Source organism: Microvirga sp. 2TAF3 (assembly GCF_052114965.1).
Taxonomy (GTDB): Bacteria; Pseudomonadota; Alphaproteobacteria; order Rhizobiales; family Beijerinckiaceae; genus Microvirga.
Window position 1 is genome coordinate 62,363 of record NZ_JBFRFT010000010.1, and the last position, 12,326, is coordinate 74,688.

Consider the following 12,326-nt stretch of genomic DNA (forward strand, 5'->3'; position numbering starts at 1 on the left):
GCCAATCTGAACGGCGGGCGTCCACCTGATCGGTTCCGTCTCCCCAGGGGTAACCGAAGCCGAGCCGGACCGGCTAGCCTAACCCTGTCGTTCCGCAGTGGAGGACTGGTGATGCCTTGGAATGTCGCGCAGAAAATCATTCAATCGCACCTCGTATCCGGAGAGATGAAGCTTGGTGAGGAGATCGGGATCCGTATCGACCAGACACTCACCCAGGACGCCACCGGCACCCTGGTCACGCTGGAGCTGGAGGCGATGGGCTTGGACCGCGTCAAGACCGACGTCAGTGTCCAGTACGTTGACCACAACCTGGTCCAGGCGGACTACAAGAACCCTGACGATCATCTCTTTCTGCGGAGCGCATGCCAGCGATTTGGCGTCTGGTACTCCAGGCCTGGAAATGGAGTGAGCCATCCGTGCCACCAGGAGAATTTCGGCAAGCCAGGCAGGACGCTCCTCGGATCCGACAGCCACACGCCAGCGGGCGGTGCGCTCGGCATGCTGGCCATCGGCGCGGGCGGGCTCGAAGTGGCCTTGGCCATGGCGGGCGAGCCGTTCTTCACGCGCATGCCGCAGATCTGGGGCGTTAGGCTCACGGGCCAACTGCCGGAGTGGGTGAGCGCCAAGGATGTGATCCTCGAGATGCTACGCCGCCACGACGTGGAGGGCGGATTGGGCCGGATTGTCGAATACTATGGCCCAGGTCTCGACACGTTGAGCGCGATGGACAGACACGTGATCGCCAACATGGGGGCCGAGCTTGGCGCGACAACCACGGTCTTTCCCTCCGATCAAGAGGTGCGCCGTTTCCTGCGCGCGTGGAAGCGGGAAGGCGACTGGGTTGAAGTAATCGCGGATCCCGGAGCGAGCTACGACGTGCATGACGAGATCGATCTCACGAGCCTTGAGCCTCTGATCGCCATGCCGTCCAGCCCAGGGAACGTACGGCCAGTCCGCGAAGTCGCAGGCGAACCCATTTACCAAGCGTATATCGGCTCATCGGCCAACCCAGGCTATCGCGATTTCGCCGTCACCGCGATGATGGTGCGCGGCCGACGGATCAATGATCGCGTCTCATTCGACGTCAATCCCACTTCCCGGGCGCAGCTTGAAACGCTGGTGCGCGATGGATACGTTACCGACCTGCTACATGCCGGAGCGCGGCTGCATCAAGCCGGCTGTAATGGTTGTATCGGCATGGGCCAAGCACCGGCGACGCACGAGCTGTCTCTGCGTACGGTGCCTCGCAACTTTCCCGGGCGCTCCGGCACGAAAGAGGACAGGGTGTGCCTAGTCAGCCCTGAGACCGCTACCGCATCCGCGCTCACCGGGGTGATCACCGACCCGCGCACGCTCGGTACTTCCTACCCGCGCGTCGTGGACCCCGATGACCCCATCATCAATCGCGAGATGTTCATGGCGCCGTTACCGCGTGAAACGGCACTACACGTGGCCCTGCACAAGGGCCCCAACATCGCCGCGCTTCCGCCGTTCGAGCCGCTGCCAGATACGATCGAAGTGCCCGTTCTGCTTAAGGTGACGGACAATATTTCCACCGACGAGATCATGCCCGCCGGAACGCGGGTACTGCCGTTCCGGAGCAATATTCCTAAGATCGCTGAGTTCTCCTTCGATATCATCGATCCCACCTACGCCGCCCGAGCCAAACAGGTGCGGGGCCACGCCGTCGTCGGAGGGAGCAACTACGGTCAAGGTTCCAGTCGCGAGCACGCTGCGCTGGGTCCGAAGTTCCTCGGCCTGCAGGCGGTTCTTGCCAAGAGCTTTGCCCGGATCCACGCGCAGAACCTGATCAACTTCGGTGTGCTGCCTCTGACCTTCGTCGATCCTGCCGTCTACGATAATATTCACGCGAATGACAAGCTACGCTTGGTAAATGTGCGGCGCGCGCTCGCAGAGGGTAGTGAATTCGTGATTGAAAACGTGACGCGCCAGCGGAGTTTCCGGGTCCGCCATTTCATGTCGCCGCGACAAGTGCAGGTGATGTTCCGCGGTGGGTTGATCAACTGGTTGAAAGAACGCCTTGAAAGCGTACCAAAGGCTCGTGACGCATGACGGTTCTGTTGCAAACCCTGATGTGGATCAAGCGAGTGCGGGTCGGGCGCCCGAGTTAGGAAAATGTGCTGAACAGAGTAGCGATAAAATCACGCTGAGCATACATGTCGTTCGCTGCTGCGTTCGTGACCTGGTCCTTGCGGATCATCACCAGCATCTCGTAGCCAGCGATCGTTTTTTTGAGGCCGTTGCTAAGCTCTTGAGGCCCAGGCCCGGCCGGACCAGCCGTTTGATGCGCCGGTGATCCTGCTCGACGATGTTAGTCAAGACCTTCACCGGCCGGAGTTTGGCGAACTGCCAGAATTCTCTATCCCGTTTCATGGCTTTTGTCGCAATGGGGTAACGGAACAAACACATCGCACGCTGGAATCAATCACTTATGTTCGAGGGATGATCAAGGCGCCGCGAGAGTGCGTCCGCCGAAGCGCTGAGTAAATTGAGAAGCTCGTCGCGTCGGCCAGCATCGGTGCTGGCCGACACCATGAAGCAAATGGTCGCCACGGGCTTTGCGTGTTGGTCGCGAATAGCGGCAGCAAGACACATAGTATAGGGATCGGAGAGGCCCGAGGTCACCGTGCGATACTTCTCGCATGCATCCCGCACGTCATCAATGAAGTCCTTGAACTTGATTTCGCGGCCGTCGGGCAACCAGAAGTCCTCCGGCGGGATCAACTCCCGGATCTCGTCGTCAGTCATGCCGCCGAGCAGAAGCCGCCCCGATGCCGTCCAGGGAATCGGAACGAGCACGCCCGTCTCAGAACTAATGCGAAACAGGCTTGACCCCGGGTGCATGAATGCAACGGTGTACTTGTTGGCGACAAGCATGCAGAGCTGTGTTGTCTCGCCGGTCGCCCGGGACAGGCGGATAGCCTCGTCACGACCGAGGCGTACCAGAGGTTGGGATGCCAGATAGGCGTCCGCATAAAAATAGACCGAGCGGCCGAAATAGACGCTATTGTCCTGATCGGTCTCGAGAATGCCGGCTTCGACGAAGCGTCCGACGATCTCGTAGACGGACGAGCGCGGAGCTTTAAGCGCACGAGCCATGTCGCCGATGCCGACTGGTCTGCGGCGCGCTTTCAGGAATTCGAGAATGGCGATGGCACGATCAATTCCGCGCATGCGTGCATTGGGCTCTTTACTCATTCATCTCCCACCTTTCGGATATCGCATCCGCTGAACTGCACCTGAAGCCTATTGCCTATAGGCACGATGTGTGCCTACACTGTTTTATATACCGACAACTTGTCCAATACTTCGGACAAGCTTTCAAGCGAATTCCACTGCTTCTTGCTTCCTGCCTGGAGGTTTGCGCCGTGTCCCATTTACCGTCCCATCGCACCGATCCCGATAAGCAGGAATTACAGCGCTTTGGGGTCGGCGCACGGATGAGCCAGGCAGTCCTGGTGAACGGATGCGTCCACGTGGCGGGTCAGATCGCCGATACCCGCAAGGGATCAATCGCGGTTCAAACCGAGGAAGTACTTGCGAAAATCGAGGCATTGATCGGACAGGCGGGCGCCACAAAGGCGGATCTCGTGGCGATCAACGTGTTCCTGCCGCACATCACCGATTTCGATGCGATGAACGCCGTCTACGACCGCTGGATCGACCCCGCCCATCCGCCCGCGCGCGCCTGCGTCGAAGCACGGCTGGCCGATCCAGACCTAAGGGTCGAGATGACCGCAATAGCCGTTGTGACATGATCATATAGACATAGCATCGGGCAGGAGCCTGTACCCTCAGAGGAGACGGACGAGAATGACGTCGACGGTGCAGACGGAATCCAAAACGTCTGGACGCAGCTTTAGGAGGCGCCATCTCAACGTGCTCCTGATCGGCGGCGGATCGCTTTTCGTGATGATCCTCGCCACACTCATCCTCCTGCCTTTGTTCCTGCCGCTCAATCCGAATGCGCTGGATTATGCGGAGATCCTCACTGGACCCTCGGAAGTCCACCGTCTGGGCACCGATGCACTGGGACGCGACCTCCTGGCGCGGGTCATCTATGGCGGGCACAACAGCCTCCTCATCGGTGCCTCGGTGATGGCTGTCACCGCCCTTGCCGGAACGGTGATCGGTCTATGTGCGGGGACGACGGCATGGCTCGACGGGCCCCTTATGCGGATCATGGACATCCTGATGGCATTTCCCGCACTTCTTCTCGCGCTCGCGATTCTGGCGGCCTTCGGAAATACGGCGTTCAATGTCGTTCTTGCCTTGTCTCTCGTCTATATCCCGCGTACGGCGCGCATCGTCCGCGGTGAGGCGCTGGTGCTCAGCAGGATGCCCTATGTGGAAGCTGCCGAGGCACTCGGAGCGTCGCGTTTGCGCATTTTGCTGCTGCATATTCTGCCTGGCGCCATCCCTGCGCTTGTGGTGCAGGAAACCTTTCTCTTCGCCTATGCCATTCTGGGCGAGGCGGGACTGAGCTTCGTCGGGTTGGGCCTGCAACCGCCCGACCCAAGCTGGGGTAACATTCTGGGAGAAGCGCGAGCGAGCTTTCAGCAGGCGTCCTGGCTCGTGATCTATCCCGGCATTGCACTCGCCCTGACCGTGCTGTCCCTCAATCTTCTCGGAGACGGCCTCGGCCAGTTCATCGATCCTAAGCGTAGGGCGCGATAAGCATGGAGTGCACCATTCCCGCGCTCCGGGCGCGCATCGCAGCCCGGCGAACGAAGGCCCCGATAGAGCAGTGCGCTAACCGGATCCGCATCGGCGGTGCGGATCTGTTTGAGCTCGCGCCGGAACTAGGCATCCATCATCGGCACCATCGGAGAAGGGCAGGGCGCCCGGGGGAAGTCGCATCATGACACGTAACAACACGGTTTGGCTCCAGGGTGTGACGTCAGGCGAGAAGCACGAGATCCATCCGCTGTTCCGTGATCCTGTCGACGGTGGGCAACTCAGCGTGACGTTCGATCTGCCGGCTGTAGCGGAACGGTTCGCTGACGAATGGAAGTCCGCCGGCTCCATGTGGGACCGCTTTGGAGCTGTTCTTACGCCGTTGGACCGGTCTCATGTCATCAGTCTGGGGGAGGGAAGTACCCCGCTGGTGCGCAGCGAGCGCATCGCAAAGCGGCTGGGCCTGAGAAACCTCTTCTTCAAGCTGGAATCCTGCAATCCGACCGGATCGTTCAAGGATCGGCAGATCTCGGTAGCGTTGAGCATGGGCCGATCCTGGGGACGCACGCGCTACGCCACGGTGTCGTCGGGCAATGTAGGCAACGCCCTGTCAGCCTATTGCGCAAAGGCGGGTTATGAAGCGTTTGTCTGGGTGTCAGACGACACCGCGGAATCGAAACGTCAGCAGATCAGCGTCTATGGTGGGCAGCTCTTTCTCGTACCTGCACCCAGCGAAGGACGAGTCCGCGATCATTGGAATTTGTTCAGGGATCTTCAGGGGTTCTGTCTTGCGCGCGACGTCGTTCCGATGATTTCGGCGCGACCGGTCAATCCGTTCATGGTTGAAGGGACGAAGACAATCGCGTTCGAAATCGCTGCGAAACTCAATAGCGTGCCGGACGAGGTGTTCTGCTGCGTCGGTGGCGGCGGCTTGCTGGGCGGCATGCACAAGGGGTTCTCTGAGTTGGTCGGCCTCGGCCAATCGACGCGCATGCCGCGCATTCACGGTGGACAGCGCACCGACCGGAATTACGCGCCCATCGATAAGATGACCCACCGGCTTTATGTCGAAGGCGACTATTATCTACCGCTCGATGGGGAATGGGCCTGGAGCGCGATCCAGGACACGGGCGGCACCCTGCTGTCGGTCAGCAGCGACGAAATAGCCGAGGCGCAAGCCTGGCTCGCCAATCTGGAAGGCATTTTCGCCGAACCGCAGGGCGCCTATGCCACGGCCGCCCTCATGCGTGCGGCGCGCAATGGAGAGATCGATCCCGACGCGACGGTCGCCTGCATCGTGACCGGCATCGGGCTCAAGGATATGGCCGCTACGAAGCGTTTCGTCGAGTTCGAACCGCAACGCGCAGCCATCACGGTGACGGGCTTGGCCGATTCCTCACTCTGATCGGCCGCCCGTCCAAAACAAGAACGGTCTTCTCCCTAATTCCAGAGGTGTACGACAATGACCATTCTAAAATCGACAACGCTCAGCTCCTTCATGGTCCTGGCCTGCGCCGGGACGGCACTTTCCGCCACCTGTGAAACCACAGGCGGAAAGATCCAGGCCGCAATGACGGCGAATGCCTCCACGATGGACCCCATTCTCTCGACTACCAATGCCAGTCGCCAGATCGCAATCCATCTCTTCGAATCCCTCGTCTCACTTGATCAGAACTACAAGGTCATCCCCCAACTCGCGCAGGACTGGAAGCGCAGTGACGACGGCTTGGCCTATACCTTCACTCTTCGCGATGGCGTGCAATTCCACAATGGAAAGTCACTCACCTCCGCAGACGTGGTGGCTTCCCTCAAGCGCTTCCTCAAGATCTCCCCCGGCGCGAACCGCTTCCGCGCCGTTACCGATGTCGTGGCGATTGATCCCAAGACGGTCAAATTCACGCTTAGCCAGGATTTTCCGCTCATCACCAATCTGGCGATGCCGTCGCCTGTCGTCGCCATCATTCCAGCTGAGATCGCAGAGAAATATGGTGACAAGGAAGTCCGTGGCGTCGATGTGATCGGCACCGGGCCGTTCCGACTTGTCGATTGGCGGCCTGATGTGGGCATCAAGATGGCGAAGTTCGAAAATTATGTCACCGATCAGCGCTTCAGCGGCCCGTCCGGCTTCGGCGGAGCCCGAACAGTGTGTGTAGACGAGGTGAATTTCCTACCGATCTCGGAGGATGCTAGCCGCGTCGCTGGATTGCAGACGGGTGAACTCGATTTCGCGGAAGCAGTGCCGATCACTGCAGTGCCGCAGCTCGAGACCAACAAGGATCTTAAGGTAGAAATCGTCAAGCCGCGCTGGGCCGTGGTACTGGAACTCGGTCACAAGAATCCGCTGATGGCGAGCCTGCCCTTCCGCAAGGCGCTGCTTTCGGCGATCAATGCCGAACAGGTCATGCGCGCCGCCGCGTTTGGGCGCCCCGACTATTTCCGCGTCCAGCCAAGCATCTTCTTTCCCGAACAGACACAGTGGTACGCCGAGGCCGGTGCCGAAACCTACAACAAGCCGGACCTGAACAAGGTCAAGGCCTATCTCGCGGAGGCAGGTTACAAGAACGAGCCTGTCGTCTTCCTCACGAACCAGAACTACGCTTGGATGTATAAGGCATCACAGGCGATCGCCGCACAGTGGCAGCAGGCGGGGATCAACGTAAAGCTCGAACTGATGGACTGGCCTTCGCAGATCAAGCGGGCGCAGACAAGCAACGACTGGGCGATCAATCAGACCGGCTGGTCGCCGCGCTTCGATCCCTTCCAGCTCACCGATGGATTGCACTGCAAGGCGGTCTCGTCCTTTGGTTACTGTAACGAGAAGATGGAGCAGCTGCTCAAGACGATCAATTCGGGCGCGTCCGATACGGAACGGCAGACCGCCTGGACCGCGGCACAGAAGCTCGTCTGGGACGATGTCGCAGTGCTGCGCATCGGCGATTACTTCGAGCCTGAGGCAACACGCACGGCGCTCAGCGGCTACCAGCCATTTTATGTGACGCCACGATTCTGGAACGTCACCAAGAAAGGTAAATGACGAGGTCTGTGCCATGATGAATCTGGTCCTGCGCAGGCTTGTTCTGTTCATCCCCATGTGGATTGCCGTGAGTGTGCTGTCATTCATGATCGTGCACGCGACGCCAGGGGATCCGGCCGCAAGCTTCGTAGGTCAGGACGCGGGTGCCGCGAGTCTGGACGCTGCCCGACAGCGCCTTGGCCTCGATCGCCCATACATGGAACAGCTCTATCATTGGGTCGCCGGTTCCCTCGCCGGCGACCTGGGTCAATCCTATTTCCTCGGACGGAGCGTCGCTGAGGCGATTCTCGAGCGGCTGCCGGTGACGTTCAGCCTGGGTATACTCGCGCTTCTTGTAGGAATCGTAGTCGGCATTCCACTCGGCACGATCGCGGCGCTGTCCCCGAATTCATGGAAGGACGCATCGACCATCGGCATCTCGCTGACCTTTCTCAGTATTCCGGAATTCGTCGTCGGAATGCTGCTCATCTACGTACTCGGCGTCGAGTTGCGTTGGTTTCCGATCGGGCGCTACGCGCCTTTGAGTGACGGTGTCGGTCCGTGGCTTCATCATTTGGCGCTTCCTGCCCTGGCGCTCGGCCTTTCGCAATCAGCCCTGATCGCACGGATGACGCGGGCGAGTTTGCTGCAGGTGCTCGGTGCGGACTATATCCGCACTGCCCGCGCCAAGGGCCTGCCGGAAAAGGTCGTGATCGGTCGACACGCCTTTCGTAATGCCATCATCACCATCGTCACGGTCATCGGCCTGTCGTTGGCGCTCCTTCTCAGCGGCGCTTTCATTACGGAGGCTTTGTTTCAGTTGCCCGGCATCGGAAGCCTCGGGGTCTCCGCTGTGCTGCGCCGCGACTATCCAGTGATCCAGGGGCTTCTCCTCGTCTCATCGTCCTTCATTCTCATCGTCAACATCCTCGTGGACATTGTCTACGGACTCCTGAATCCAACTGTCAGCGACGGCTGAACGGGCGGTGGGAGACATATGAAAGAGGAGTCTGTCGTGTCACAGTCTGCGAAATCCTGGCTTCGTTCGCTAACGATCTGGTGCGAAGAACGGGGGCGCTTCGAGCCGGGCCTCATCCTCCTCGATAACGACCGGATCGTCGCCATCGAACCAATCGCGACTGCCCTGCCGGATGAGGATGCGGTGATCGATCTGACAGGGCTGTGGGTCTTGCCAGGTCTCATAAACACTCACGTCCATCTGGAGTTTAGTGCGTCCAGCCGGCCACTGGCAGATTTCGAGTCCGAGACAGCTGAAGAACGGCTTTTGCGGGCTGCCGGAAACGCCCATCGCCTCCTGACCAGTGGCGTCACAACGGCCCGTGACTGCGGCTCGAGTTGGATCATGCTGGCGCTGGCCCGGCGACCGGATCTCAGTCCGGTCGCGCTGCCACGCTTGCTGTGCTCAGGTCCACCGATCACAGTGCCGAAAGGGCATTTACACTTCATGCACGGGGTGGTGCACAGCCACGACGAAATCCGCGCTCATATCGACCGCCTTGAGGATGAGGGCGGACGGAGCGTGAAGGTCATGGCGAGCGGTGGGCAAATGACACCTGGCTCACTTCCGGAGGAAACCGTCTTCACGCAGGAGTCACTGAACTTCATCGCGGATGAGGCACGTCACAGGAGACTCCCCAGCGTTTCTCATGTCCTGGCGACAGAGAGCATTCGCCGGTCCGCTATCGCTCGGTTCGACAGTCTCGAGCATTGCGCCTTCTTCGAACGCGACGGGCAGGGTGCGATCGTCCGGACCTTCGATCCGGAGATTGCCTCCGTGGTACGGGATAGTGGTTCGGCGGTAATGGCCAACCTGTCAACCGCGACGCGCTATCTCGATGTTCTGCGCGAAAGTGCGAGTCAGACATCCGCCGAGACCCATGCGCTTCGTCAATTCGATATCATGATCGAGAATTTCGGCAAGCTGGTCGATCTCGGCATTCCGATGGTTTGCGGCAACGATGCCGGTGTCCGCGACACGCCCTTCGAGGACACCTGGCTAGAATTCGCCTGGCTCGTCAAAGGAGGTTTGCCGGCTGCCGACGCAATCCGGGCCGCGACCTCAGGGGCTGCGAAAGCCTTGCTCATTGATGATAGCGTCGGTCGCATTGCGCGCGGCTACAGCGCCGATATCATTGCCGTCACATCGGATCCTCTAGTCGACCCGGCGGCGTTCCGGCAACCGGCCTTCGTCATGCGGGCCGGTGAAGTCATTCGGCCATTCCCATGACGATCCTTTCCGATGAGGCGCCGATGAGCACACCTGTCATCGCGGTCAACGATCTGAACACGTCCTTTTGGGTCGATGGCAAATGGATTTCCATCGTACAGGGCATGACATTCACCATTGCACCGAAGGAGACGTTGGCGATCGTCGGGGAGTCCGGATCGGGTAAGAGCGTGACCGCGCTCTCGATAATGCGGCTCCTTGGAGCAGAAACGGCTCGCACCCAAGGGCAGATCCTGCTGGATGGGCGCAACCTTCTCGCCCTGAGCCAGCAGGAAATGCAGCAGGTTCGCGGCAACCAGATCGGGATGATCTTCCAGGAACCGATGACCAGCCTCAACCCAGTCCTGACCTCCGGATTCCAGATTGCCGAGGTTCTCATGCAGCATCGCGGCCTTTCCGCGGCGGCGGCAGAGGCGGAAGTGGTGAGGCTGTTGGACAAAGTGCGAATTCCTGCGGCCAAGGCGCGCTTCCACGACTATCCGCACCGCTTCTCCGGTGGCATGCGCCAGCGCGTCATGATCGCCATGGCGCTCGCATGCAGGCCCAAGCTTCTGATCGCCGACGAGCCGACCACAGCGCTCGACGTGACAATCCAAGCGCAGATTCTCGATCTCATCAAACTTCTGCAGGAAGAAGAAGGGATGGCCGTCCTCTTCATCACGCATGACATGGGCGTCGTTGCGGAAATCGCCGACAGGACCATCGTGATGTCTCGGGGGAAGGTGGTCGAAACCGGAGAGACTCCGGATGTATTCGCCCGTCCGCAACATCCCTACACGCGCACGCTCCTGGCCGCAGTTCCGAAACTCGGCGCCATGGGAGCAAGCAGTGGGCCAAGGCGGTTTGCTGTCGTCAACCCCGAAACCGGGGAGACGAACGATGGCCAGGAAATACCCGATACGGTCGCGCCGACGACGATTCTCGAAGTGAAGAACCTCGTCACGCGCTTTGACATCAGAAGTGGTTTGTTCGGAAGGATTACCGGTCGCGTTCACGCGGTAGAGGACGTCTCCTTCGGGCTCAAGGCGGGCGAGACCCTCGCGCTTGTTGGAGAATCGGGATGCGGGAAATCCACGACCGGTCGCTCAATCCTGCGTTTGGTCGAACCTGAGGGCGGATCGATAAAGATCGCCGGGCGAGAAATCCTGTCCGAGCCCAAGGGTAGACTGCAAAGCGTGCGCCGTCATGCGCAGATGATCTTCCAGGATCCCTTTGCAAGCCTCAACCCGCGCATGACTGTGGGAGCGGCCGTTGCAGAGCCCTTGCACATTCACAATCAGGCGGCGCGAGCAAAGGAAAAGGTTGCGGATCTGTTGAGCCGGGTGGGTCTGAGTCCCGACATGGCGCGCCGGTTCCCGCACGAATTTTCAGGCGGGCAACGCCAGCGCATTTGCATCGCGCGGGCGCTTGCCCTCGAACCGCAGCTGATTATCGCCGACGAGGCTGTTTCCGCACTCGATGTCTCGATCAAGGCGCAAGTGATCAATCTCATGTTGGATCTGCAAGCCAGCCTGAAACTTGCCTACCTGTTCATCTCCCACGATATGGCCGTGGTCGAGCGCGTGAGTCACCGGGTAGCGGTAATGTATCTGGGAGAGATTGTCGAAATCGGTCCGCGCGCTGACGTGTTTCAGAATCCGCAGCACATCTACACGAAGAAGTTGCTCGCCGCCGTCCCGGTGCCGGATCCCTCGCGGCGTGGCGAACGGCGCATGGGTGCGGTGGAGGAGATCAAGAGCCCGGTGCGGGCGGTGGATTACATTCCACCGAAGCGGCAGTATCGGGAGGTGTCGTCGGGGCACTTCGTACAGATCTGATATACACCGACTCTGCCCGAACCGGGCCATCGACAGTATCGGTGGTACGGTGGGCTGGACTTTTTTGGGAGAAGTGGAGAGCTCTGGATGAAGCGGGAGGATGTCCATGCCGCAGAAGACGCGTTTTACGAGAGACTTTCAGGATGAGGCGGTCCGCCTCGGTCTCACGAGTGGGCGCTCCCAGTGTGCCGTTGCCAGGTTCTCGACGTGAGCCCCAGCGGGTATTTCGCTTGGCGAAGCCGTCCTGCGCCACTCGTCGCTTGCCTCCGTCAGCCCCGCCCAGTTCGAACGACGGGCAGAAAAGTGAGCCAACCGCCCTCACGAAAGCGAAACAAATCCACAAGCGGCATGGCCGTCCCGATCGGATTGTCATCGACGGCAGCCAGACCGACCGCGAAGCCATCGTATCCTGTGATATGGCAAACCAGTTGCAGGGTAGACCGAGACGGCGGCTGAAGCCGATCCGGATCCGGTAGAGCCAATATCTGAATGAATGCGTTGAACAGGATCATCGCGCCATCAAGTGACGCGTCCGGCCAATGCCCGCCGA

General features: G+C 60.0%; 9 protein-coding genes and 2 pseudogenes. 9 read left to right on the forward strand and 2 right to left on the reverse strand.

The window, feature by feature from the left end:
• Positions 1-111: 111 nt before the first annotated feature.
• The gene (locus tag AB4Y97_RS11880; protein ID WP_441999254.1) at positions 112-2,073 is read left to right on the forward strand and encodes an aconitate hydratase; all 1,962 of its coding nucleotides are present in this window, start codon (positions 112-114) and stop codon (positions 2,071-2,073) included.
• 55 nt (positions 2,074-2,128) lie between these two features.
• On the opposite strand, the pseudogene AB4Y97_RS11885 reads toward AB4Y97_RS11880, so the two are convergent.
• Positions 2,129-2,334, reverse strand: a pseudogene (locus tag AB4Y97_RS11885) (DDE-type integrase/transposase/recombinase); the annotation flags it as partial.
• Positions 2,335-2,442: 108 nt separating this feature from the next.
• Positions 2,443-3,219 (reverse strand): IclR family transcriptional regulator, encoded by a 777-nt coding sequence (locus AB4Y97_RS11890; RefSeq protein ID WP_441999255.1) that lies wholly within the window; start codon positions 3,217-3,219, stop codon positions 2,443-2,445.
• A 242-nt stretch (positions 3,220-3,461) separates the two neighbouring features.
• Here AB4Y97_RS11890 and AB4Y97_RS11895 point away from each other — a divergent pair, with 242 nt between their 5' ends.
• The 8 genes and pseudogenes from AB4Y97_RS11895 to AB4Y97_RS11930 form a co-directional block, all read left to right on the forward strand.
• Positions 3,462-3,779: a RidA family protein gene (locus AB4Y97_RS11895; RefSeq protein ID WP_441999337.1), complete on the forward strand. Its 318-nt coding sequence runs from the start codon at positions 3,462-3,464 to the stop codon at positions 3,777-3,779.
• A 55-nt stretch (positions 3,780-3,834) separates the two neighbouring features.
• The gene (locus AB4Y97_RS11900; RefSeq protein WP_441999256.1) at positions 3,835-4,698 is read left to right on the forward strand and encodes an ABC transporter permease; all 864 of its coding nucleotides are present in this window, start codon (positions 3,835-3,837) and stop codon (positions 4,696-4,698) included.
• Positions 4,699-4,882: 184 nt separating this feature from the next.
• Positions 4,883-6,103 (forward strand): threonine synthase, encoded by a 1,221-nt coding sequence (locus tag AB4Y97_RS11905; protein WP_441999257.1) that lies wholly within the window; start codon positions 4,883-4,885, stop codon positions 6,101-6,103.
• A gap of 57 nt (positions 6,104-6,160) precedes the next feature.
• Complete coding sequence (locus tag AB4Y97_RS11910) at positions 6,161-7,732, forward strand: ABC transporter substrate-binding protein (protein WP_441999258.1); 1,572 nt, start codon at positions 6,161-6,163, stop codon at positions 7,730-7,732.
• Between the two features lie 13 nt (positions 7,733-7,745).
• The gene (locus tag AB4Y97_RS11915; protein ID WP_441999259.1) at positions 7,746-8,690 is read left to right on the forward strand and encodes an ABC transporter permease; all 945 of its coding nucleotides are present in this window, start codon (positions 7,746-7,748) and stop codon (positions 8,688-8,690) included.
• A gap of 183 nt (positions 8,691-8,873) precedes the next feature.
• A complete protein-coding gene (locus tag AB4Y97_RS11920) occupies positions 8,874-9,959 on the forward strand; it encodes an amidohydrolase family protein (RefSeq protein ID WP_441999260.1) in 1,086 nt (361 codons plus the stop codon).
• Positions 9,960-9,982: 23 nt separating this feature from the next.
• Positions 9,983-11,776, forward strand: coding sequence for an ABC transporter ATP-binding protein (locus AB4Y97_RS11925; RefSeq protein WP_441999261.1), 1,794 nt, complete (start codon positions 9,983-9,985; stop codon positions 11,774-11,776).
• A 341-nt stretch (positions 11,777-12,117) separates the two neighbouring features.
• A pseudogene (locus tag AB4Y97_RS11930) lies at positions 12,118-12,300 on the forward strand (IS6 family transposase); the annotation flags it as partial.
• Positions 12,301-12,326 lie beyond the last annotated feature (26 nt).

Bases quoted from the DNA above. Each gene is read 5' to 3' on its own strand.
- AB4Y97_RS11880 (WP_441999254.1), top strand. From the start codon at position 112: ATGCCTTGGAATGTCGCGCAGAAAATCATTCAATCGCACCTCGTATCC.
- AB4Y97_RS11915 (WP_441999259.1), top strand. From the start codon at position 7,746: ATGATGAATCTGGTCCTGCGCAGGCTTGTTCTGTTCATCCCCATGTGG.
- AB4Y97_RS11925 (WP_441999261.1), top strand. From the start codon at position 9,983: ATGAGCACACCTGTCATCGCGGTCAACGATCTGAACACGTCCTTTTGG.
- AB4Y97_RS11905 (WP_441999257.1), top strand. From the start codon at position 4,883: ATGACACGTAACAACACGGTTTGGCTCCAGGGTGTGACGTCAGGCGAG.
- AB4Y97_RS11895 (WP_441999337.1), top strand. From the start codon at position 3,462: ATGAGCCAGGCAGTCCTGGTGAACGGATGCGTCCACGTGGCGGGTCAG.
- AB4Y97_RS11890 (WP_441999255.1), bottom strand. From the start codon at position 3,219: ATGAGTAAAGAGCCCAATGCACGCATGCGCGGAATTGATCGTGCCATC.
- AB4Y97_RS11910 (WP_441999258.1), top strand. From the start codon at position 6,161: ATGACCATTCTAAAATCGACAACGCTCAGCTCCTTCATGGTCCTGGCC.
- AB4Y97_RS11900 (WP_441999256.1), top strand. From the start codon at position 3,835: ATGACGTCGACGGTGCAGACGGAATCCAAAACGTCTGGACGCAGCTTT.